18 protein-coding genes, 1 other RNA gene and 2 pseudogenes are annotated in these 21722 nt (G+C 62.5%); 9 read left to right on the top strand and 12 right to left on the bottom strand.

What is annotated here, in order from left to right:
• Positions 1–75, top strand: a pseudogene (locus ACQKPE_RS21490) (PilZ domain-containing protein); the annotation flags it as partial.
• A gap of 37 nt (positions 76–112) precedes the next feature.
• Here the strand turns inward: ACQKPE_RS21490 and ACQKPE_RS21485 are convergent.
• Both ACQKPE_RS21485 and ACQKPE_RS21480 read right to left on the bottom strand, forming a co-directional pair.
• Positions 113–868, bottom strand: coding sequence for a methyl-accepting chemotaxis protein (locus ACQKPE_RS21485; RefSeq protein WP_427668724.1), 756 nt, complete (start codon positions 866–868; stop codon positions 113–115).
• Positions 869–970: 102 nt separating this feature from the next.
• Positions 971–1702, bottom strand: a pseudogene (locus tag ACQKPE_RS21480) (cache domain-containing protein); the annotation flags it as partial.
• A gap of 352 nt (positions 1703–2054) precedes the next feature.
• Between ACQKPE_RS21480 and ACQKPE_RS21475 the strand changes: the two are divergent.
• On the top strand, positions 2055–2804 hold the full coding sequence (locus tag ACQKPE_RS21475; RefSeq protein ID WP_427668722.1) for an SDR family NAD(P)-dependent oxidoreductase: 750 nt from the start codon (positions 2055–2057) through the stop codon (positions 2802–2804).
• Positions 2805–2813: 9 nt separating this feature from the next.
• Here ACQKPE_RS21475 and ACQKPE_RS21470 read toward each other — a convergent pair whose 3' ends face one another.
• Positions 2814–3713: a LysR family transcriptional regulator gene (locus tag ACQKPE_RS21470; RefSeq protein WP_427668720.1), complete on the bottom strand. Its 900-nt coding sequence runs from the start codon at positions 3711–3713 to the stop codon at positions 2814–2816.
• Positions 3714–4053: 340 nt separating this feature from the next.
• Here ACQKPE_RS21470 and ACQKPE_RS21465 point away from each other — a divergent pair, with 340 nt between their 5' ends.
• Positions 4054–4605 (top strand): chalcone isomerase family protein, encoded by a 552-nt coding sequence (locus tag ACQKPE_RS21465; protein WP_427668719.1) that lies wholly within the window; start codon positions 4054–4056, stop codon positions 4603–4605.
• Positions 4606–4934: 329 nt separating this feature from the next.
• Positions 4935–7337 carry a TonB-dependent siderophore receptor gene (locus ACQKPE_RS21460; protein ID WP_427668717.1) on the top strand — a complete coding sequence of 801 codons (2403 nt, stop codon included), beginning with the start codon at positions 4935–4937 and terminating at the stop codon, positions 7335–7337.
• 384 nt (positions 7338–7721) lie between these two features.
• Here the strand turns inward: ACQKPE_RS21460 and ssrA are convergent.
• From ssrA to ACQKPE_RS21430, 6 genes are all read right to left on the bottom strand, one after another.
• Positions 7722–8113, bottom strand: a transfer-messenger RNA (tmRNA) gene (ssrA, locus tag ACQKPE_RS21455).
• A gap of 105 nt (positions 8114–8218) precedes the next feature.
• Positions 8219–8512, bottom strand: coding sequence for a hypothetical protein (locus ACQKPE_RS21450; RefSeq protein ID WP_427668715.1), 294 nt, complete (start codon positions 8510–8512; stop codon positions 8219–8221).
• A 78-nt stretch (positions 8513–8590) separates the two neighbouring features.
• The gene (locus ACQKPE_RS21445) at positions 8591–8860 is read right to left on the bottom strand and encodes a DUF3077 domain-containing protein (protein ID WP_427668713.1); all 270 of its coding nucleotides are present in this window, start codon (positions 8858–8860) and stop codon (positions 8591–8593) included.
• Positions 8861–9266: 406 nt separating this feature from the next.
• Positions 9267–12077, bottom strand: a complete 2811-nt coding sequence (locus tag ACQKPE_RS21440; RefSeq protein WP_427668712.1) for an FAD-binding and (Fe-S)-binding domain-containing protein — start codon at positions 12075–12077, stop codon at positions 9267–9269.
• A gap of 75 nt (positions 12078–12152) precedes the next feature.
• Complete coding sequence (gene lldD, locus ACQKPE_RS21435; protein ID WP_427668710.1) at positions 12153–13298, bottom strand: FMN-dependent L-lactate dehydrogenase LldD; 1146 nt, start codon at positions 13296–13298, stop codon at positions 12153–12155.
• Between the two features lie 60 nt (positions 13299–13358).
• Positions 13359–15026 (bottom strand): lactate permease LctP family transporter, encoded by a 1668-nt coding sequence (locus ACQKPE_RS21430; RefSeq protein ID WP_427668708.1) that lies wholly within the window; start codon positions 15024–15026, stop codon positions 13359–13361.
• A gap of 252 nt (positions 15027–15278) precedes the next feature.
• On the opposite strand from ACQKPE_RS21430, the gene ACQKPE_RS21425 reads away from it, so the two are divergent.
• Positions 15279–16046 (top strand): FCD domain-containing protein, encoded by a 768-nt coding sequence (locus ACQKPE_RS21425; protein ID WP_427668707.1) that lies wholly within the window; start codon positions 15279–15281, stop codon positions 16044–16046.
• Positions 16047–16165: 119 nt separating this feature from the next.
• Here the strand turns inward: ACQKPE_RS21425 and smpB are convergent, their stop codons facing one another.
• Entirely contained in the window at positions 16166–16648 is a 483-nt protein-coding gene (smpB, locus tag ACQKPE_RS21420; RefSeq protein ID WP_427668705.1) for an SsrA-binding protein SmpB, read from the bottom strand.
• Positions 16649–16808: 160 nt separating this feature from the next.
• Here smpB and ACQKPE_RS21415 point away from each other — a divergent pair, with 160 nt between their 5' ends.
• Entirely contained in the window at positions 16809–17243 is a 435-nt protein-coding gene (locus tag ACQKPE_RS21415) for a type II toxin-antitoxin system RatA family toxin (protein WP_427668703.1), read from the top strand.
• A gap of 95 nt (positions 17244–17338) precedes the next feature.
• Here ACQKPE_RS21415 and ACQKPE_RS21410 read toward each other — a convergent pair whose 3' ends face one another.
• The gene (locus ACQKPE_RS21410) at positions 17339–17866 is read right to left on the bottom strand and encodes an outer membrane protein assembly factor BamE (RefSeq protein WP_427668701.1); all 528 of its coding nucleotides are present in this window, start codon (positions 17864–17866) and stop codon (positions 17339–17341) included.
• 97 nt (positions 17867–17963) lie between these two features.
• On the opposite strand from ACQKPE_RS21410, the gene fur reads away from it, so the two are divergent.
• Positions 17964–18368 (top strand): ferric iron uptake transcriptional regulator, encoded by a 405-nt coding sequence (gene fur, locus ACQKPE_RS21405; protein WP_008096237.1) that lies wholly within the window; start codon positions 17964–17966, stop codon positions 18366–18368.
• Between the two features lie 66 nt (positions 18369–18434).
• On the opposite strand, the gene recN is transcribed toward fur, so the two are convergent.
• Positions 18435–20108, bottom strand: a complete 1674-nt coding sequence (gene recN / locus ACQKPE_RS21400; protein ID WP_427668699.1) for a DNA repair protein RecN — start codon at positions 20106–20108, stop codon at positions 18435–18437.
• A gap of 164 nt (positions 20109–20272) precedes the next feature.
• On the opposite strand from recN, the gene grpE reads away from it, so the two are divergent.
• Together grpE and ACQKPE_RS21390 are read left to right on the top strand one after the other, a co-directional pair.
• Positions 20273–20845, top strand: coding sequence for a nucleotide exchange factor GrpE (gene grpE, locus ACQKPE_RS21395; protein WP_427668697.1), 573 nt, complete (start codon positions 20273–20275; stop codon positions 20843–20845).
• A gap of 101 nt (positions 20846–20946) precedes the next feature.
• Positions 20947–21722, top strand: a 776-nt coding sequence (locus ACQKPE_RS21390; RefSeq protein WP_427668695.1) for an Hsp70 family protein, incomplete at its 3' end; no start/stop codon positions are given.

The following is a 21722-nucleotide window of genomic DNA, read 5'->3' as shown; positions in this document are numbered from 1 at the left end:
GAGTCCGACCACCCGGCCCTGAAAGGCCTGCATGCGAGCACCGAGGTGGTTTGGATCGCCGACCTGCCTGGCGGGGCGCCAGGGCGAAGCCCTGGCCATGCTCAGCTGAACTTCAGATCCGGAACTGCTTGGCCAAACCGTGCAGCCGGTCACCCAGGGCCGTCAGGCTACGTGCCGTATCGGCACCGCCCTGGGCATCGATCGCCACTTCATCCACCGCCTCTGCGATCTGCGTCATGCTGCGGCTGACTTCCTCGGCCACCGAGGTTTGCTCTTCCGAGGCGCTGGCGATCTGCGCGTTCATGTCGTTGATGGTGTCGATCAACTGGCTGATCGCATCCAGCGACGCGCCGGCCTGGGTGGCCAGCTCGCCAGTGACCTTGCCGGTCTCGCTGGAGCGCCCCATGGCCGCTACCGCGCCTTGGGTGCCGCGCTGCAAGGCGTTGATCATGTCGTGGATTTCCTGGGTGCTCTGCTGGGTACGGCTGGCCAGGGCACGTACCTCGTCGGCAACCACGGCGAAGCCGCGCCCGGCATCACCGGCGCGGGCCGCTTCGATGGCAGCGTTCAGCGCCAGCAGGTTGGTCTGCTCGGCCACCGAGCGGATCACGTCGACCACACTGACGATGGCTTGTACGTCCTGTTGCAGGGTGTCCAGCGAGTCGCTGCTCTGGCCGATCTCGCCGATCAGGGCGTGGATGCTGTCGATGCTGCGGTTGACCACGGCACGGGCGTCGCTGCCCACCTCGCTGGTCTGGCGCGCCGCCTGGGAGGCACCCTGGGCGCTTTGCGAGACTTGGTGCGCGGCAGCGGACATCTCCAGAATGGCCGTGGCCACCTGGTCGGTTTCCTGGCGCTGGCGGCCCATGGCGGCTTCCGAGCGCTGGGCCTGGGACGACATGTTCAGCACCAGTTCGTTGAGCTGCACGGTCATGTCCACCACTTGGGAAACCAGGGCGTGGATCTTCTCGACGAAGCGGTTGAACGAGCTGGACAGCGCGCCCAGTTCGTCGCCGCTGGTCACCGGCAGGCGGCGGGTCAGGTCGCCATCGCCGTTGGCGATGTCGTCGAGGTTCTGCCGAATCGCCAGCACCGGTTTGACCAGGCCATTGCCCAGGTAGACGCTGAGCAGCGCGACGACCGCCAGCAGCGCCGCAACCACGGCCATGATCAGCGCGGTGGTCGAGCCAATGCGCTCCTGGGTGGCGACCGAGATGTTCTGCACCTGGGCCTCGATGTCATCCAGGTTCACCTGGGTGCCGAACACCAGGTCCCACTTTTCCAGGTACGTGGTGTAGCCGAGCTTGGGCACCGGCTGGTCGCTGCCGGGCACTGGCCAGTCGTAGCGGAAGAAGTGCTTGCCGGAACGGCCGGCTTCCACCAGGCCACGGATCACGTAGACGCCGTTGGCGTCCTTGGCCTCGGAGAAGTCCTTGCCGATGTCCAGGTCCTTGTCGGCCCAGAACACGCGGATGTTCTTGGTGTTGTAGCCATAGAAATAGCTGGCCTTGTCGTACAGCAGGCCTTTGAGAATCTGCACTGCTCGGTCGCGGGCCGCCATGTCGCCAGGGGCGGAGGCGTCGTAGATCGGCTTGATGGCCGCCTCGCCGATCTCCTGGTAGTGCTTGAGCGACATCTTTCGCTCTTCCATGAGCAGGGCGCGGGTCTGCTCGACTTCCTGGGTGGCCAGCTTTTGCAGCATGAACCAGGTGATGCCGCAGATCAGCGCCGACAGCAGCAGGCTGGGCACGATGGCGAGCAGAAGTACCTTGTTGCGGAGGTTCAACGTCATGACGGAGCCCTTTTGTGAATTCCCTTCGAATTGTTGTTGCACAAGCCAATAGGGGCGTTATCGGCGAGCGGGGGGAAAGTTTGAGGGCGTAGTGGCACTTTGGTGCCATTTTCTCGGTAAGCCAGCTTTTATTATCCATGTGCATGGACAGACAAATTGTATTTGCCTGGTTTTTCTATCCAATCGATAGGCTTAAAGTGGGGTTATCGGTATGAATCACCGAACTGAACAAACCTCTAAACATTGATTGGACATTGAACAGATGAGCAATAAATTGGCAGGTAAGGTGGCGTTGGTGACTGGTGGCTCTACCGGTATCGGCTTGGCTACCGCTCAAGAATTCGCCGCACAGGGCGCCACGGTGTTCATCACCGGTCGTCGGCAGGCCGAACTGGATGCAGCGGTAGCGCTGATTGGCGAGAAGGCAGTCGCTATCAAGGGCGATGTGTCCAACCTGGCCGACCTGGACCAGATGTTCTCGGTGATCGCAGCCAAGGCCGGGCGCCTGGATGTGCTGTTCGCCAACGCCGGTGTCGCTAACCTGGCGCCGCTGGGCGAAATCACCGAAGCGCAGTTCGACCACGTCTTCGATGTCAACGTGAAAGGCCTGCTGTTCACTGTGCAGAAGGCGCTGGCGCTGCTGAACGACGGTGGCTCGATCGTCCTCAACGCCTCTACCGTCTCCGTCAAAGGCTCCGGCAACCTGAGCGTGTACAGCGCCAGCAAGGCCGCCGTGCGCAACTTCGCCCGCTCCTGGCTGCTGGACCTGAAACCACGCAACATTCGTGTGAACGCCGTCAGCCCCGGCCCGATCGCCACACCGGGCGCCGACGGCCTGGTGCCGGCAGATCAGCTCGAGGAGATGCATGCGCACCTGATCAGCATGATTCCGATGGGGCGCCTGGGTCAGCCCAAGGAAGTCGCCAAGGCGGTCACCTTCCTGGCCTCGGACGACAGCAGCTTCATCAACGGCATCGAACTGTTCGTCGACGGTGGCGCTGCGCAGATCTGAGGTGGCCAGTCACTCCAGTGTCGAGAAGTGCTCCACCAGCCAGTCGATGAACACCCGTACCCGGCTGCTCAGGTAGCGGTTGGGCGGGTAGACCACATGGAAGGGGTAGGGCGCCGGGCGCCAGTCTTGCAGCACCGGCACCAGCGCTCCTGACGCCAGATGGGCCTTCACCGCGTAGGTGAAGGTATGGATCACCCCCAGCCCCGCCAGCCCGGCAACGATGTGCGCGTTGCTTTCGTTGACGCTGAGCACACCGTTGCCGGTCACCTCCACTCGCTCGTCGCCACGCTGGAAGACAGCCGGTATCAAGCGGTTGGTGGTCGCCGCGTGGTAACTGACGATGTGCTGTGGGCCTTCGAGCTCCCGCGGGTGCAGCGGCACGCCGAAGCGCTCCAGGTAGGCGGGGCTTGCGCAGGTGGTGCACGAGGCCTTGCCGAGCAGGCGCGTAGCCAGTGAGGTGTCGGTGACGGTGCCGCCGCGAATCACGCAATCGACGTTGTCGCTGATGAGGTCGATGACCTGGTCGCTCACGCCCAGCTCGACCTTGAGGTCCGGGTAGCGGGCAAAGAACGCGGGTAGGGCGGGGATGACCAGCGCGGTGGCGACCGTACCGCCGATATTGACGTGGACCTTTCCGCGAGGGTTGCTCTGCGTGCCTTGGATGTTGTTGTTGATTTCATCCAGGTCGCGGACGACTTTTGCGGTTTGCTCGTAGTAGCGCGCCCCCTCTGCGGTAACGGTCACGCTTCGCGTGGTGCGTTGCAGCAGGCGCACGTGCAGGAAGGCTTCCAGGTCGCGGATCAGCTTGCTGACCGTGGCCTTGGGCATCTTCAGCGAATCGGCGGCTTTTACGAACGACCCCGCTTCGACGACACGGGCGAATACGCGGATGGCGAGAAGGTGATTCATGGGAAGGCGGGTGTCCTGTCGTTCGGGGCGTTCACATCCCTGGGCACTGGGCGGTATCCAGCACAGTCGCTGCGATGTCCCCGACGATTCTGACAGGACGCCGCTCAACATTTCTATGCTGGATGTGCGATTTCCTTGCCTCGCTGCCACCCCTGCGGCCGAGCATGCTATACCACTGAATTGTCGAAATAATCTGCATGATTCGCCTTGCCATATGAACCTGGGGCTCACAATGAAGGCCTGTGGTGTCTTGTGACATCGAAGCGGCTCCTGCTTAAAAACCTATGCAGCTTTAAAAAACTGTATAAGTATTTGGCAGCAGAGCAGACCTGGAGGCCCCATGCGTCTGGTAACTTGCTTCAGAGCGGCTGTGCGCGGCATAGCCATTTCCGTCCTATTGATGGCAGGCTCGCCGAGCTGGGCAGACTGGCGTAGCGAGCTGCCCACCGCCACGCTGGTCGGCCAGGGCGACTTCACCTGGTTCGGCTGGTCGGTCTATCAGGCTCGCCTGTGGAGCCCTACTGCAACCTTCAGCTGGGATCAGCCTTTCGCTCTGGAGCTGATCTATCGGCGCGAGCTGTCGCGCGACACCTTGGTGCAAGCCAGCATCGACGAGATGCGCCGGATGGGCGGCGACGCGGTCGATGAGGCCCGCCTGACGAGTTGGGACAGCGAAATGCGCAAGGCCTTCGTCGATGTACAGCCCGGCCAGCGCATCACCGGGCTTTACCAGCCAGGCAAGGGCGCTAGCTTCTATGTCGATGGCGAGCCCCAGCACACGGTCGCCGATGCCGACTTCGCCCGCGCCTTCTTCGCCATCTGGCTGGATACCCGAACCCGCAGCCCCGAGCTGCGCCGCGAACTGTTGGGGCCCGATAAAGCCCGCCGTTGAGCCCAATACCAGTCAGTTCAAAGTTGGGGCCGCTTTGCGGCCCTTTCTCAACACAAGGCCGCTCCCACAAGGTTCGCGCACATCCTGAAAATGGGCTTTGCACGGTCGTGGTGGGAGCGGCCTTGTGTCGCGATGGGCTGCATAGCAGCCCCAACCACCCTAGCTGGCAGGCATTACCCCTGAGCCTGCCCGTGACCATTGTCCGGCAAGCGCATCGGAGCCTCGTACTGTTTGAAAAAATACTTGAGGTGGTTTCTCATTCTCGTTCGACTTCTAAGGAAGGCCGGAATACAGGCCAGTCTGTCGTCCCCTTTCCTTGGAGCGAGTCAATGCGTTCGTCACCGGTTTCACAGCGCCATCCATTAAGCCGTGCCTTGCAAGGTGCGATCCTGGGTTTGATCGTCAGCAGTCACGCACTGCCTTCGCTGGCGCAACCTGCGGGCAATGAACCGCACAACCAGGTCCAGCAATGGAACATCGCTGCGGGCCCGCTGGCGTCGGCGCTTGACCGCTTTGCACGCGAGGCTGGCATCAGTCTTTCCTACGATGCGGCGAGCATCGCGAACCGCACCACCCAGGGTGTAAGTGGCAGCTTCGATACCCCGACAGCGCTCGCGTCGCTGTTGCAGGGCAGCGGGTTCCAGGCCGAGTCGCAAGGCCAGAATGCCTACCTGCTGGTCCCTTCCGCCGGCCCGCTGGAAATCAGCACGGCCGACGTCGAGGAGTACCGCCTCGCGCCGCTGATCATTAACTCCAAGGTCAAGGCCAGTGCCGACGACGACACCAACTCGGTGGTCGCCAAGGAACTGTGGGTCGGCGGCAAGGTGGCGACCAGCATCCTCAACACGCCTGCTTCGGTATCGGTGGTGACCCGCAAGGAAATGGAGCAGCGCAGCGTCAGCACCACCGAAGAGGCACTGCTGTACACGCCAGGTGTGGTCAGTGACTTCTACGGCACCGACGACCGTAACGACTACTTCCAGATCCGTGGCTTCCAGGCCACCACCTACCGTGACGGCCTGACCTTGAGTTCGATGCGCGGTGTGCGCGAAGACCCGTTCGCCTATGAGCGCATCGAGATCCTGCGTGGCGCCAACTCCACCCTGTTTGGCCCGGCAGACCCCGGCGGCTCGGTGAACTTCGTGAGCAAGCAGCCGCGCTTCGAGAAGTTCGGTGAGGCCTACATGACCTATGGCTCCTTCGACCATGTCGAGGCTGGCCTCGATGTAGGCGATGCACTGAACGACGAGAAAACCCTGGCCGGACGCTTCACTGTCAAAGGGCAGAACGCCGACCGCGAGTACGATCACTCGCAGAACGACAGCCAGTTGGTGATGGGCGGCCTGACCTGGGCTCCCACCGACTACACCTCGGCCACCGTGGTGCTGGACCACCTGAAGACCGAAAGCTCGCCCAACAGCGGCGGCTATCCGTTCGACAAGGAATACGACCGCAAGGACTTCTTTGGCGAGCCCAGCTACAACTTCCACGATGTCGAGCGCACCAGCCTCAGCGGTAACGTCACCCATGACTTCGACAACGGCTTCGTGCTGCGCAGCAACCTGCGCTACAGCAAGTTGAGCGACGACTACGGCTACGTCTACCTGAGCGATAGCCCCACGCGTGTCGGCACTACCATCCCTCGTTATTTGCTGGGAGCCGACAGCGAGGCCGACCAGTTCAACGGCAACCTGATGCTGCAATACGATGCCCGCTTCGAGAACATCGACAGCAGCACCCTGGTGGGTGTGGAGTACCTCGACTCTTCGACCAAGGAAAGCTCGGTATACGACGTGGCGTCCTCGATCGACGTTGCCAACCCAGTGTTCACCGGCGTTTCACGCACGCTCACGCCGTATCAGGAACGAAAGAACGAGGCGAAAACCAAGGCGGTGTTCCTTCAGCAGAACTTGTCGTTCTACGAGCGCTTCATCGTGACTGCCGGTATGCGCCATGACTCCATGGACCTGACCAGCAAGGGTTACAACCTGTTCACCACCCCGGCGCAGTTCGATGACAAGGACAACTTCTCCGAGAACTCCTATCGCGGTGCGTTGACCTATATCGTCAACGATGAAGTTTCTACCTATGTGAGCATGGTGGAATCGGTTTCGCCGCCTCAAGTGGGTGTAACCCCGCAGACCGGCCGTCAGTACGAAGTGGGCGTGAAGTATTCGCCAATTGGCATGGACGCACTGTTCTCCGCAGCCGTTTATGACCTGACCCAGGAAAACGTCACCATCGCCGTGGTACTGCCGAGTGGGATTATCGAGCAGCAGACCGTGGGCGAATCGCGGGTACGCGGCCTGGACCTCGAGGCCAAGGCGCAGGTGACCCAGAACATCAGCCTGATCGGTGGTTACTCCTACATGGAGTCCGACGTCCTGCGCGGTACGTTGCGCGACGGCAGCTCGCTCAAGGGCAATGAGTTCACCACGGCGCCGAAGCACTCCGCTTCGCTGTGGAGCTACTACGACATTCCCGGCACCAAGGCGAGCGTTGGCTTGGGTGCGCGTTATGTCGGTGCCTACTACCTGGATGCTGCCAACACCAAGGAAAGCGACGGCACCACCCTGTTCGACGCGGCCTTCAACTACGAGATTGCCAAGGGCACCGAGCTGGCAGTGAATGTCAGCAACCTGTTCGATGAGCAGCATGTGGTGGGGTCGGGCACGGCGGACTTCTATAACCCGGGGCGCGAGATTACTGCCAAGTTGAGTTACAACTGGTAAGCGTCTTTCCGGTGTAGAGATTGGTACCCGCTCTAGAGCGGGTACTGTTGGCTTGGCGCAAAGCCTGGCTGGTGGAAGCCTGAAACGCCGTGTTTGCTGGGACGGTATCCCATCCTGAAATGGGTTTACATCTTCTCAGGTAGGTCAGAAACCCTAGAGCGCCCGATGCACAGCATCGGGCGTTTTGTTTTTCAGGGCCATGTGAGGCCGCCATCTTGACGGTTATTCCAAAAAATACCAGCTGAGTGCTTGGAATACCACGTGGAATACACGAAAACATAGATGCTGCTGGACGCTATTGGATCATCGTGGTGCTGAAAGCCCCGTATTTACTGACTTTCAGGCACAAAAAAAGACGTCCGTGGACGTCTTTAGATGATTATTTGGTGGAGCCGGGGGGATTTGAACCCCCGTCCGCCAGTACTCCGCTGTCGGTACTACATGCTTAGCCGTGTCTACTGAGTTAATCCGCAGCCGCCCGACGGGCAGGGTGCTTTGGACGAGTTGGGTAAGTTTTAGTCGCTTTGCCCCCAACGTGCTACACGACGATCCTGTTCTGTATGACAATCACTTCGGGTTTACAGGCATCCCCTGGTGATTGCTGGAGCCGAAGCTACCAGGAGAGCGGGCTCAGCTGCTTACGCAGCGAGAGCGTAGCCCTCGTAGTTTTCGTCATTGGCAACTATAGAAAGTTGCAACAGTGGATTTACGAGTTCTGTTACCAACTCGGCATGCACCTAGAGTTTCGCGACCGGCGTCGAATCCTAATCGGCCCCACACGCAGCTCTAGCTGACGTACCTTTCGGCACGTGGGGCCGAGTATACGCCTTTGCGAGGGGGACGTCGACTGCTGGACCCGTCACCCCTTGCAATAGAGCTGATCACGCGCCGCTGCCACCGGCAGAGCCACTGCCTTTCTCGGTTTTCTCAAGACGCTCCAGCACCTTGCTGGTGATGGCGATGCACTCCTTGGTGTCGCCCGAGGCTTGTGCAGCCTTGGCTTTGCCGACGTGCTCGGTGAGGGCTTTGTCCAGGCCCTCGGAGGTGGCGCCGGCGGTGGCCATGCTGTCGTCGATCTTCTGCAGGTTGATGGTGCACAGGTCGTCGGCGGCGAATACGGGCGAGGCCAACAGGGTGGCGGTCGCGAACAGGGCGGATAGCGCAGTACCTTTCATGGGTGTCTCCTCATGAGGCCTCTGGAAGGTGGGCCTAATCGGTGGACTGCTGACGAATGGCGAGGGTTCAATCGAGGTTTATGGGGTGCGGTTCATGCCGATTTCCATGTCGTCGATCAGGGCCTTGGCCATGGCGCTGAGCAGGCGGGCGGCGCTGCCGGCGATGGGGTCGCTTTCCATTTCGGCTTCGCAGGTTAGGTGGCGGATGCAGCCTAGCAGCATGGATAACTCGCTGAAGGCGTGGGGGAAGGGGATTCCGGGTTGGATGCGGTAGAGCTCTAGGAAGGGGGTGACACCGGCGGTGCTTGATTGGAGTAGGTAGGGTGGGTCTGGGACGATTTTGTTCATGGCGGAATCTCAGTGCGTGGTGGGAACCGCCTCCTCGATCTTTCTCACGGATTTAAGGTGGCAGCCGTACGCGGGGTGAGAAACCGGTGCACTGATGCCGGCCAGACCGAAGTCTGCCCGCGCATGGCTGCCATAAAGCTAGAGCCTTGGCAGTGCAGGTCGGGTTCTCACACCCGGTCACCTAATGTGGCGACCCGGTGAAGTTATTCCTGGGGTTATGTCCCGACAATGCGGCTGCTTCCGACAGCTGCGTAGGATAGTTCCCAGAGTGGGTTGATCTGAAGCATTTGGTTTCAGGTTGGGAAATGTCTGACGGAGATCTGTAGGGGATTTGCCGGCCTCTTCGCGGGCAAGCCCGCTCCTACAGGGGGCTGCACCGCCTTTCAGGGCGGTGCAGGTTTTGGGGTCACAGGGTGCGGGGGCGGGTGACGCGGTCTACCAGGTACACCAGGCCGTGGTAGTCGATGCCGCTGTGGCTCGACAGGCCAATCTCGCAGGTGCGGCTGGTGGAGATGCCTTCGCTGCAATACTGCACGGCATCTTTCAGGCTGCGCAGCGAGTGGGCGTTGAGCTCTGGCGTGGTGAAGCCTTTGTCGCCCGCGAAACCGCAGCAATGAATGCCCTCGGGCACTACCACTTGCTTGCTGCACAACCGGGCCAGGTCGATCAGCGCCTGGCTTTCGCCCAGGTGCTGGGTGCTACAGGTGACATGCACCGCCACTGGCTCGTCCTGGGGCGAGAACTCCAGCTTGTCGAGCAGGTGGGTGCGAATGAAGCGCACCGGGTCGTACAGGTCGAGGCGGGTTTCGGCGAGGTCTTGCACCAGGCGCAAGGTACAGGGGCTGGTGTCGCAGTAGATCGGGTCGAGGCCGCCGCGGCTGGCTTGCAGCAGGGCGTCGATCAGCTCTTGGCGCTTGTGCTCGGCCTGCTCGGCGTAGCCCTTGGAAGCGAACGGCTGGCCGCAGCACAGGCTGTCGGCATTGCCGGGGAACACTACTTGGTAGCCGGCTTTTTCCAGCAGGCCTCGGGTCTTGTCCAGCAACGAGCTTTGTTCGCGGTCGGCATAGGCCGGGCCCATCACTCGCGACACGCAGGCGGCCAGGTACACAACGCGGGGGCGGGCGTCGTGGCTGGCGGGGCCGAAGTCGATAGGCTTGAGGGGCTGCGGCATGGCCGGGGTCCACTGCGGCAGGCGGCCGCTGCTGGCCTTGCTCAGGCTGCGGCTCACGCGGCCCAGGCGCGGGGCGCCTAGCAGCTTGCGGGCGCCGTCGGCCACGGCCAGGGTCAGGCGTGCGCCGCGCAGAGTGGCTTGGAAATGCTCGGCCAGCCAGTCGGCGGTGCGGGCGTGGTCGGCGGCTTGGCCGCGCAGTTTCTTCACCAGCTCACCAGTGTTGATGCCCACCGGGCAGCGCTGGGCGCACAGGCCGGTGGCGGCGCAGGTGTCGATGCCCTGGTATTGATAGCTGCGCAGCAGTTCGCGGATGTCTTCGCCGGCGCGCTTCTTCGCCTGGATATCGCGCCACATCACGATGCGCTGGCGTGGGCTGAGGGTCAGGCCCTTGGACGGGCACACCGGCTCGCAGAAGCCGCACTCGATGCATTTGTCGACGATCTCGTCGGCGGCGGGCAGCGGCTTGAGGTTTTTCAGGTGAATCTCGGGGTCTTCGCTCAGCACCACGTCGGGGTTGAGGATGCCGTTGGGGTCGAGCAGGCGCTTGAGTTTCCACATCAGCTGGTACGCATCCTTGCCCCATTCCAGCTCAACGAACGGCGCCATGTTGCGACCGGTGCCGTGCTCGGCCTTGAGCGAGCCGCCGAACTCCACCGCCACCAGTTGTGCCACGTCATCCATGAAGCCCTGGTAGCGCGCCACTTCCTCGGCGCTGTTGAAACCCTGGGTGAAGACGAAGTGCAGGTTGCCTTCCAGCGCGTGGCCGAAAATGATCGCCTCGTCGTAGCGGTGCTTGTCGAACAGCTGGATCAGGCGGTTGACGCCTTCGGCCAACTGCTCCACCGGGAAGGTCACGTCTTCGATGATCACGGTGGTGCCGGTCTGGCGCACGGCGCCGACGGCGGGGAAGGTGTCCTTGCGGATCTTCCACAGCAGGTTGTACACGGCGGGGTCTTCGCTGAAATCGACCTGTTGTTCGACGGGGAAGTCGGCAATGGAGGCCATGACCAGCCCCAGCTGCTCGTGCAGAAGGCCCTGGCTGGCCGCGCGGGATTCGATCAGCAGTGCGCAGGCGTTGTCCGACAGGCCTTTTACCCACTCCGGCATGCCGGGTTTTTCCTGCACCGAGCGCAGGCTGCGGCGGTCGAGCAGTTCCACTGCCGATACCGGTTGGCGCTTGAGTACGGTCACGGCCTTGCAGCAGCTTTCCACAGTGGGGAAGACGATCAGTGCGCTGGCCTTGTGCGGATGGTCGGGCACGGTGTCGTAGGTGACGGCACTGATAAAGCCCAAGGTGCCTTCGGAACCGACCAGCAGGTGCTGAAGGATATCCAGCGGCTTGTCGTAGTCCACCAGTGCGTTAAGCGACAGACCTGTGGTGTTCTTCAGTCGGTATTTGTGCCGGATACGGTCGGCCAGTTCGGTATTGGCGCGGGTCTCGCGGCCCAGGTGGGCGAGTTCGTCCAACAGGCTGGCGTGGCTTTTCTGGAAGGCGGCGACACTGGCCGGGTCTTCGCTGTCCAGCCGGGTGCCGTCGGCCAGCACCAGGCGCAGGCCAGCGAGGGTGTGGTAGGTGTTCTGCGCGGTGCCGCAGCACATGCCGCTGGCGTTGTTGGCGACGATGCCGCCGATCTTGCAGGCGTTGATCGAGGCTGGGTCGGGGCCGATCTTGCGGCCGTAGGGGGCCAGCCAGGCGTTGGCCTGGGCGCCGATCACGCCGGGTTGCAGGCGAATCTGCTCGCCTTGGCCGCGAATTTCACGGCCATTCCAGCTGTCGCCGAGCACGATCAGCACCGAGTCGCTGAGGGCCTGGCCAGACAAGCTGGTGCCCGCGGCGCGGAAGGTCACGGGTACGCGGTCGCGTTGGGCGAGCTGGATCAAGCCGACCACTTCGTCCTCGGACTCCACCCGCACCACCAGCTTCGGGATCAGCCGGTAGAAGCTGGCGTCGGTACCGAAGGCCAGGGTCGAGGTGGGGTCGTCGAAACGGCGTTCGGCGGGAATCAGGTGCTGGACATCACGCAGGAACGCAGCGGGCAGGCTCATGCAATCTCCTCGCGGGGCCGCCGCGTCTTGTGCGCGGCGTGCCCCGGATTATCAGGCGGTATTTCTTGCGGGCGCTCAGGCGCCCAGTTCGCGGACCAGCGAGTCGCGGGTGATTTCGCTGATCGACTTGGCGCCGGTCAGCACCATGGCCACGCGCATTTCCTTCTCGAACAGCTCGAGCAGGTTCTTCACCCCGGCCTGGCCATGGGTGGCCAGGGCATAGAGGAAGGCGCGGCCGATCAGCACGCTGTCGGCGCCGAGGGCGATCATGCGTACTACGTCGAGGCCGCTGCGAATGCCGGAGTCGGCGAGGATCTTGATGTCACCTTTCACCGCATCGGCAATGGCCGGCAAGGCGCGGGCGCTGGACAGCACGCCATCGAGCTGGCGGCCGCCGTGGTTGGACACGACGATGCCGTCGGCGCCGAATTTCACTGCGTCGCGGGCGTCGTCGGCGTCGAGGATGCCCTTGATGATCATCGGGCCGTCCCAGAAATCGCGGATCCACTCCAGGTCCTTCCAGGAAATCGACGGGTCGAAGTTGGCGCCCAGCCAGCCGATGTAGTCGGCCAGGCCCGTGGGGTTGCCGCGGTAGGCGGAGATGTTGCCCAGGTCGTGGGGGCGGCCGTTGACGCCGACGTCCCACGCCCATTGGGGGCGGGTCATGGCTTGCAGCACGCGGCGCATCGGGCCGTTGCGGCCGCTCATGCCGGCGTGGGCGTCTCGGTAGCGGGCGCCGGGCACGGGCATGTCGACGGTGAACACCAGGGTTTTCACGCCGGCGGCCTTGGCGCGCTCCAGGGCGTTGCGCATGAAGCCGCGGTCCTTGAGCACGTACAGCTGGAACCACATCGGGCGGTCGATGGCCGGAGCCACTTCTTCGATGGGGCACACCGAGACCGTGGACATGGTGAAGGGGATGCCGTGCGCTGCTGCGGCGCGGGCCGCTTGCACTTCGCCACGGCGGGCGTACATGCCGCACAGGCCGATAGGAGCAAGGGCCACAGGCATGTTCAGGGTTTCGCCGAACAGCTCGGTCTTGAGGCTGAGTTCGGACATGTTCTTTAGCACGCGCTGACGCAAGGCGATGCTGGCCAGGTCCGACACGTTGTGGCGCAGGGTGTGCTCGGCGTAGGCGCCGCCGTCGGCGTAGTGGAACAGAAAAGGGGGCAGCTTGCGCTGGGCCGCGGCGCGATAGTCGGTAGAGGCGGAAATGATCATGGAGTCTCGCAGCGTTGGTTGAGAGAGTGCCGGGCGCACGCGGCGCCCGGCCCCTTCACTTTAGTGAACCAGCATGCCGGTCAGCCAGTAAGCCTGGACCAGGGTGATAACACCCACGATGGTGGCGAAGAACAGGCTGTGCTTGACCGTGAAGCGGAACAGGTCCGATTCCTTGCCGACCAGGCCGGTGGCGGCGCAGGCCACGGCGATGGACTGCGGCGAGATCATCTTGCCGGTCACGCCGCCGCTGGTGTTGGCCGCTACCAGCAAGGTGTCGCTGACGCCGATCTGGTGCGCGGTGGTGGCTTGCAGCGAGCCGAACAGGGCGTTGGACGAGGTGTCGGAACCGGTCAGGAACACGCCCAGCCAGCCGAGGAACGGCGAGAAGAACGGGAACGCAGCGCCAGTGCCGGCCAGTACCAAGGCCATGGTCGAGGACATGCCGGAGAAGTTGGTGACGAAGGCGAAGGCCAGCACCATGCCGATCGACAGGATCGGCCAGCGCAGCTCCCAGAAGGTCTCTTTGAAAGTGGTCAGACCAGTTTTGAAGTTGATCTTCAGTACCCACATCGACAGCAGCGCCGAAATGAAGATGGCGGTGCCGGTGGCGGAGATCGGGTCGAACTTGAACACCGCCGGCATGGCCGTGGCCTTGGCAACGATTGGCGCGCCTTTGATCACCAGTTGGTCGAGGTGCGGGATGGCGAAGTTGAAGACGAAGTTGTACATCGCGCCGCCGGGGGCGAACGCGGCCTTGAAGGGCTTGAGGGTCCAGATGGTCACCAGCACGGTGAGGATCAGGAACGGCGACCAGGCCTTGAAGATCTCGCCCAGGCTGTAGGGCGAAGGCTGGCTGCCACCGCTGCTTACAACCGCGGCGCCAACGCTGCCCTGGGCTTCGGCGAACGAACGCTTGGGCTGCCAGACCTTCAGGAACAGGGTCAGGGAAACCAGGCTGGCCAGGGCCGAGGTGATATCCGGCAGCTCTGGGCCGATGTAGTTCGAGGTGAAGTACTGGACGATCGCGAAGCTCAGGCCGGCCACCAGGGCGGCTGGCCAGGTTTCCTTGACGCCGCGCACGCCGTCCATGATGAACACCAGCCAGAACGGCACGAACACCGACAGCAGCGGCAGTTGGCGGCCGGTCATGGCGCCGATGTCGAAGGCGTCGATGCCGGTGACCTGGCCGGCCACGATGATCGGGATGCCCAGGGCGCCGAAGGCCACCGGTGCGGTGTTGGCGATCAGGCACAGGCCGGCGGCGTACAGCGGGTTGAAGCCCAGGCCCACCAGCAGTGCGGCAGTGATGGCCACAGGGGCGCCGAAGCCGGCTGCGCCTTCGAGGAAGGCACCGAAGCAGAAGCCGATCAGCAGCACTTGCAGGCGCTGGTCGTCGGTGATCGACAGCACTGAGCTGCGGATCACTTCGAACTGGCCGCTCTTGACCGTGAGTTTGTAGAGGAACACCGCGGCAACGATGATCCAGGCAATTGGCCACAGGCCGTAGAGGAAGCCGTAACCGGCAGCGGCGAAGGCCATGTCGACAGGCATCTGGAAGGCGAAGATCGCCACCAGGATCGACAAGGCCAAGGTAATGGAACCGGCGACGTGGCCTTTGAGGCGGAACACCGCCAGGGCCAGGAAGAAGAAGACGATTGGGATGACTGCCGCCAGTGCGGACAAGCCAAGACTGCCGAGCGGCGTATAGAGTTGTTGCCAGGTTTGCATATGGGGTAACCCCTAATTGTTGTTGGTCAGCACTGGCATTGGAAAATTGGTAATACCAATTTACAATGGCTGGTCGCTAGGTTAAAAAACCTTTTGTAGGTGTGTCAATTTGTCCCGAGGGAAACTTTGGTCGGATACCGATGAGCGGGCGCTTGCGCCGCTTTGAAAAACGCTGGCTGGTGGGTGCCTGCGGCGTGCGGATGCGCGAGAATAGGCGCCCCCGGATCGCTCGGGGTTCGTGGAGAGCATGTGATGGTTTTTAACCAGGTCCGCCAACGGCGCCTGTCCGACGATATCGTCGATCGCTTGGAAGGGATGATTCTTGAGGGCACGCTCACTTCCGGGCAGCGATTGCCTGCCGAGCGTGCCTTGGCCGAGCAGTTCGGGGTTTCCCGCCCATCGCTGCGCGAGGCTATCCAGAAGCTGGTGGCCAAGGGGCTGCTGGTCAGCCGCCAGGGCGGCGGCAACTATGTGGCCGAGGCGCTGGGTTCGACCTTCAGCGACCCGCTGCTGCAACTGCTCGAGCGCAATACCGATGCCCAGCGCGACCTGTTGGAGTTTCGCCACACCCTGGAAGCCTCATGCGCCTACTACGCAGCCCAGCGTGCAACCGAGCCGGATCGCCAGCGCCTGAAGGCGGCCTTCGATGCCTTGCAGGACTGCTACGCGCGCGCCGATGAGGTGAGCCGGGCGGAGGAGGGCGCGGCGGATGCGCGCTTCCACCTGGCGATTGCCGAGGCGAGCCACAATGCGGTGTTGCTGCACACAATTCGCGGGCTGTTCGACCTGCTCAAGCGCAACGTGGTGACCAATATCGGGGGCATGTACCAGCAGCGTACCGAGACCCGCGACATGCTGATAAGCCAGCACCGTGAGTTGTACGAGGCGATTGTCGAGGGGCGTGCGGACGATGCGCGGGAGGTGTCGAGCCGGCACATTCTGTATGTGCAGGAGGTGCTGCAAGAGGCGCAGCAGCAGGCGCAGCGGGTGGCGCGGGCGGAGCGACGTAGCGGGCGTTAGTAGGGCCGTGTAGGAGCGGGCTTGCCCGCGAACACCGGCTCAGCCGGTGCCATGCACCGCGCTGCCTTCTTCGCGGGCAAGCCCGCTCCTACAGGAGATGTACTGAACCTGAAACGGAACTAGTCTTCCTTGCCCTTGTTACGCACCGCGCGCTGGATCTCGCGGTTGGAGTCGCGCTCGCGCTGGGTGTCGCGCTTGTCGAACTCTTTCTTACCTTTACCAAGCGCGATTTCGCACTTGATCAGGTGCTTGCTCCAGTACAGCGCCAAGGCCACGCAGGTGTAGCCCTTCTGCGCCACGGCCGCTTCCACGCGCTCGAGCTCGCGCTTGTTCAGCAGCAGCTTGCGGGTGCGGGTGGGGTCGGCGATGACGTGGGTGCTGGCGGCGGTCAGCGGGGTGATGTGGCTGCCGAACAGCCAGGCTTCGCCATCCTTGAGCAGCACGTAGCTGTCGGTCAGGTGCGCCTTGCCAGCCCGCAGGCTCTTTACTTCCCAACCGGACAGGACCAGCCCGGCCTCGAACTTGTGTTCGATGAAGTAATCGTGTCGCGCCTTCTTGTTTTGCGCGATGGTCCCGGTCGGATGTTTCTTTTGTTTAGCCATAGGGGCGGCATTATAGGGAGTCGCCGCGTCCTCGGCTATGGGGTTTCGGTGTGCTTGAGCCTGTAGGATGAATCCCGGACAATGCAGGCCTTGTTCCGTTGCACGGAACGGTTCCGAAGCGCTGTGAAGTGCTGCCGCCCAGTTTGGAAGTGACGCCTGGATGACTACCCATATTCAACGCTCCGCCCTGCTGCCATACCCCGCCCAGGCGCTTTACGACCTGGTCAACGATGTGGCCAGTTACCCGCAGTTCCTGCCCTGGTGCTCGGCCTCGACGGTGCTCGAAGCCAGCGACACGCACATGCGGGCACGGCTGGAAGTGGCCAAGGGGGGCATGAGCCAGCAGTTCGTCACGCGCAATGTGCTGGTGCCGGGGCAGTCGATCGAGATGAACCTGGAGGAGGGGCCTTTTACCCAGTTGCATGGTGTCTGGGTGTTCAAGCCGCTGGGTGAGAAGGCCTGCAAGATCAGCCTGGATCTTTCCTTCGATTACGCCGGACCTATCGTGCGGGCGACCCTTGGGCCATTGTTCAATCAGGCGGCCAATACCCTGGTCGACGCGTTCTGTCAGCGGGCCAAGCAACTCAATGGCTGAGGCGCTTCTTATATAGCCGCCGGCAGCGGCCCCGTTTTTAAGAAGACCAACAAAAAGCCCGGACCATGGTCCGGGCTTTTTTGTTACCGCCGCTATTACTGCGGGGCGGTTTCCAGCGGTGCCGGGGTCGGCACTGGCGTGGTCTCGATGGTGTCGATTTCGCGTTGGATCGACTCTTCCAGCGAGCCTGGCTTGGCCGGTGTTTCTGGCTGTTGCGGCTGGCTTGGCTGGTTGGCTGGGCTGACGGTGGTGTCGCCGCTGCCGCCGAGGATTTCCTGGTCGCGGCTCACGCCCGGCATGAAGTCGCCAGACAGGCTGACCAGTTGGTCGCTTTCATTGAAGAAGATGCTCATGCGCTCTTGCTGGCGTTTGCCGCCGCCAGGCTGCAGGCTGTAGAGGTAGTCCCAACGGTTGGTGTTGAAAGTGTCCTGCAGCAGCGGGTTACCCATGATAAACCTTACTTGCCGTCGGGTCATTCCGGGGCGCAATTGGTCTATCATGTCCTGCGTGACGACATTGCCCTGCTGGATGTCGATTTTGTAAACCCCGGGAAACGAGCAACCGGCGAGTGCGAGCAGTCCCACGAGGGTGAGGCTGGTTAGCAAGAGCTTGGTGTTTTGCATCGGTGGGCGACTTCCACTATCTTGGCTGGACAACGTAAACCCCGATCATACCCGTATTAAGAGAAGCTGCGAAGCAGCATCGGCGAGAAAGCTGACCATGGTTGAAAATAGCGAATTGCGCAAAGCCGGTCTCAAGGTAACCCTGCCTCGAGTCAAGATCCTACAGATGCTCGATTCCACCGAGCAGCGTCACATGAGCGCCGAGGATGTCTACAAGGCACTGATGGAGGCTGGCGAGGACGTCGGCCTGGCGACCGTCTACCGTGTACTGACCCAGTTCGAAGCCGCGGGTCTGGTGGTTCGCCACAACTTCGACGGCGGTCATGCGGTATTCGAACTGGCGGACGGTGGCCACCACGACCATATGGTCAACGTGGAAACCAGCGAAGTCATCGAATTCATGGATGCGGAAATCGAGCGTCGTCAGAAAGAGATCGTGGCCGAGCATGGCTACGAGCTGGTGGACCACAACTTGGTCCTGTACGTACGCAAGAAAAAGTAACGATTTCGATCGTTGAAACGACAAAGGCGACCTTCGGGTCGCCTTTGTGCTTTCTGGGGAAGTGGTTCAGGCCTTGCCGGTGACTACCATTTTGCGGGCATGGGCCAGGGATTCCTTGGTCAGGTCGATCCCGCCGAGCATCCGCGCCACTTCCTCCACCCGCTCACGCTTGCCCAGGTTGGCCACGGCGGTGTGGGTGGTGTCGCTGTTGCGCACCTTGTGCACGAACAGGTGATGGTGCCCTTGCGCTGCTACTTGCGGCAGGTGGGTGACGGTCAGAACCTGGCCGCGCTCGCCCAGGCGGCGCAGCAACTGGCCGACGATTTCCGCCGTAGGACCACCGATGCCCACATCCACTTCGTCGAACACCAGCGTCGGGATGCGCGAGGTTTGCGCGGTAATGACCTGGATGGCCAGGCTGATACGCGACAGTTCGCCCCCGGAGGCGACCTTGGCCAACCCCTTCAGTGGCTGCCCGGGGTTGGCGCTGACCAGCAGCTCGACCTGTTCCAGTCCATGGGGCGACAGCTCGCTGCCCTCGGTAGGTGACAACTCGATGCAGAAGCGCCCGCCCGGCATCCCCAGGCGCTGGATCTCCTGCTCCACGGCAACCGCCAGTTGAGCCGCAGCCTGCTGGCGCAGTGCACTGAGCTCGCTGGCCTTCTCTTTATAGTGCTGCGCGTAGGCGGCCAATTCGTCGCCCAGGCGCTCGATGGACTCGTCGCTGGCGTTGAGCCCTTCGAGTTCTTCCATCAGCCGCTGTTGCAGGAAAGGCAGTTCGGTAGGGTGTACCCGGTGCTTGCGCGCCAGGGTATAGATGGTGTCCAGCCGCTCTTCCAGGTCTTGCAGGCGCATGGGGTCGGCGTCGAAGTGATCGAGGAAGCGGTTCAGTTCGCCGACCGCTTCTTCTACCTGGATCTGCGCGCTGGCGATCATATTGACTGCCTCGCCCAGGGCCTTGGGCGCGTTGTGTACGGCGGTAAGGCGGTTGAGGCTGGCCGTCAGGGCGCTGAGCACGTTGCCCGAGTCGCTTTCGCTGCACTGGTCGATGACCTGGCGACAGATGCCGAACAGTGCTTCGGCGTTGGTCAGGTTCTTGTGCTCTTGCTCAAGCTGCTCCAGCTCGTTCTCGCCAAGGCCGAGGTTGTCCAGCTCTTCCAGCTGGTAGCTGAGCAACTGGTGGCGGGCGCGTTGCTCGTCGCCGGAGTTGGACAGACGCTCCAGTTCCTGGCGGGTCTGACGCCAGCGCTGGGCAGCAAGCTGTACCTGGCGAGAAAGGTCGATGGCGCCAGCGTACTCGTCGACCAGGCGGCGGTGAGTATCGGTTTTAAGCAGTGACTGGTGTTCATGCTGGCTGTGGATGTCGATCAACAGCTCGCCGAGCGCCTTCAGGTCGCCCAGCGTGCAGGGCGTGCCATTGATATAGCCGCGGCTGCGCCCTTCGGCGGTGATCACCCGGCGCAGGATGCACGGCCCGTCGCTTTCCAGGTCGCGCTCGGCCAGCCAGGTGCGGGCCTCGGGGATGTCCACCAGGTCGAAGGTGGCGAGCAGGTCGGCCTTGTCTGCGCCGGGGCGCACCACGCCACTGTCGGCGCGATCACCCAGGGCCAAGCCAAGGGCGTCGAGCATGATCGACTTGCCGGCACCGGTTTCGCCGGTAATGACGGTCATGCCGCGCGCGAGCTCGAGGTCGAGGTGTTCGACGATGGCGTAATTGTGAATGGACAGGTGCACCAGCATGAGCGCCGCTCCCGAGGGGTGATGTCTGGTTATTTATACAGTAGTTTTTTCCAGTCTGCCAAGCCCGTCTGGCGGTCGGCGAAAACGCTTTTGGCCCTTGAAGCTGGTTTTTCCGACCCCATATAACCGGGCAGACAAGGCGGGCTCGGCCCGTACACCAAAAATTGCGAAGGAGAACCCCGATGGCTGACGAACAGCTGGATGAAAAAAACCTTAACGCCGAAGAAGCCGGTTCCGACGATCTCGGTGCCCGCGTCCAGGTGCTCGAGGAGCAGCTGGCCGCCGCCAAGGACCAGTCCCTGCGTACCGCCGCCGACCTGCAGAACATCCGCCGCCGCGCCGAGCAGGATGTCGAGAAGGCCCACAAGTTCGCCCTGGAGAAGTTCGCCGGTGACCTGCTGCCGGTGATCGACAGCCTGGAGCTGGCCCTGGCGCACTCCAGTGCCGAGGACGAGAACGTCAAGAAGATCCGCGAAGGTGTCGAGCTGACCCTGAAGATGTTCCAGGACACCCTCAAGCGCTACAACCTCGAAGCCATCGACCCGCACGGCCAGCCGTTCAACCCTGAGCATCACCAGGCGATGGCCATGCAGGAAAACGCCGAGGTCGAGCCGAACAGCGTGCTGAACGTGTTCCAGAAGGGCTACCTGCTCAATGGCCGCCTGCTGCGCCCCGCCATGGTGGTGGTCAGCCGCGCGCCGGCAGCGCCGCAACCTTCGATCGATGAAAAGGCTTGAAATCCTTCCGGGCATCCCCATCTAGGTGTCAAGCATTCAAGTATTGCCGCAGATGGCCAACGTAGCCGCTGCAACCAAATTCAAGTTTCGGGAGAGTTAACATGGGCAAAATCATCGGTATCGACCTGGGGACCACCAACTCCTGCGTCTCCATCCTGGAAAACGGTAACGTCAAGGTCATCGAGAACGCCGAAGGCGCGCGTACCACCCCTTCGATCGTGGCCTACGCCAACGATGGCGAAATCCTGGTTGGCCAGTCGGCCAAGCGCCAGGCCGTCACCAACCCGCACAACACCCTGTTCGCCGTGAAGCGCCTGATCGGTCGTCGCTTCGAAGAAGACGTCGTGCAGAAAGACATCAAGCTGGTGCCTTACAAGATCGTCAAGGCCAGCAACGGTGACGCCTGGGTCCAAGCCAGCGGCAAGGACATGGCACCGCCACAGATCAGCGCCGAAGTGCTGAAGAAAATGAAGAAGACCGCCGAAGACTACCTCGGCGAGCCTGTCACCGAGGCGGTCATCACCGTTCCGGCCTACTTCAACGACAGCCAGCGCCAGGCCACCAAGGATGCCGGTCGCATCGCCGGTCTGGACGTCAAGCGCATCATCAACGAGCCGACCGCCGCTGCACTGGCCTACGGCATGGACAAGGCCAAGGGCGACCACACCGTCATCGTTTATGACCTGGGTGGCGGTACCTTCGACGTTTCGGTCATCGAAATCGCCGAAGTCGACGGTGAGCACCAGTTCGAAGTACTGGCCACCAACGGCGACACCTTCCTGGGTGGCGAAGACTTCAGGCACGCCTGCGCTTCGGGGGGCAGGTCGCTGGGTGGGTTGGCGAAGCTGATCTTGCGGTCATGCAGGCCCCAGTTGTC

The organism is Pseudomonas sp. NPDC089554, assembly GCF_050280645.1.
Classification (GTDB): domain Bacteria; phylum Pseudomonadota; class Gammaproteobacteria; order Pseudomonadales; family Pseudomonadaceae; genus Aquipseudomonas.
This window is presented reverse-complemented; position numbering and strand designations above follow the sequence as displayed.

Bases quoted from the DNA above. Each gene is read 5' to 3' on its own strand.
- ACQKPE_RS21485 (WP_427668724.1), bottom strand. From the start codon at position 868: ATGGGCCGCCAGCGCCAGGAAACCGACCAGGTGGCCACGGCCATTCTG.
- ACQKPE_RS21440 (WP_427668712.1), bottom strand. From the start codon at position 12,077: ATGAGCCTGCCCGCTGCGTTCCTGCGTGATGTCCAGCACCTGATTCCC.
- ACQKPE_RS21415 (WP_427668703.1), top strand. From the start codon at position 16,809: ATGACTACCCATATTCAACGCTCCGCCCTGCTGCCATACCCCGCCCAG.
- smpB (WP_427668705.1), bottom strand. From the start codon at position 16,648: ATGGCTAAACAAAAGAAACATCCGACCGGGACCATCGCGCAAAACAAG.
- ACQKPE_RS21465 (WP_427668719.1), top strand. From the start codon at position 4,054: ATGCGTCTGGTAACTTGCTTCAGAGCGGCTGTGCGCGGCATAGCCATT.
- ACQKPE_RS21445 (WP_427668713.1), bottom strand. From the start codon at position 8,860: ATGAACAAAATCGTCCCAGACCCACCCTACCTACTCCAATCAAGCACC.
- ACQKPE_RS21475 (WP_427668722.1), top strand. From the start codon at position 2,055: ATGAGCAATAAATTGGCAGGTAAGGTGGCGTTGGTGACTGGTGGCTCT.
- ACQKPE_RS21450 (WP_427668715.1), bottom strand. From the start codon at position 8,512: ATGAAAGGTACTGCGCTATCCGCCCTGTTCGCGACCGCCACCCTGTTG.
- ACQKPE_RS21410 (WP_427668701.1), bottom strand. From the start codon at position 17,866: ATGCAAAACACCAAGCTCTTGCTAACCAGCCTCACCCTCGTGGGACTG.
- lldD (WP_427668710.1), bottom strand. From the start codon at position 13,298: ATGATCATTTCCGCCTCTACCGACTATCGCGCCGCGGCCCAGCGCAAG.
- ACQKPE_RS21460 (WP_427668717.1), top strand. From the start codon at position 4,935: ATGCGTTCGTCACCGGTTTCACAGCGCCATCCATTAAGCCGTGCCTTG.
- fur (WP_008096237.1), top strand. From the start codon at position 17,964: ATGGTTGAAAATAGCGAATTGCGCAAAGCCGGTCTCAAGGTAACCCTG.
- recN (WP_427668699.1), bottom strand. From the start codon at position 20,108: ATGCTGGTGCACCTGTCCATTCACAATTACGCCATCGTCGAACACCTC.
- ACQKPE_RS21425 (WP_427668707.1), top strand. From the start codon at position 15,279: ATGGTTTTTAACCAGGTCCGCCAACGGCGCCTGTCCGACGATATCGTC.
- ACQKPE_RS21430 (WP_427668708.1), bottom strand. From the start codon at position 15,026: ATGCAAACCTGGCAACAACTCTATACGCCGCTCGGCAGTCTTGGCTTG.
- ACQKPE_RS21470 (WP_427668720.1), bottom strand. From the start codon at position 3,713: ATGAATCACCTTCTCGCCATCCGCGTATTCGCCCGTGTCGTCGAAGCG.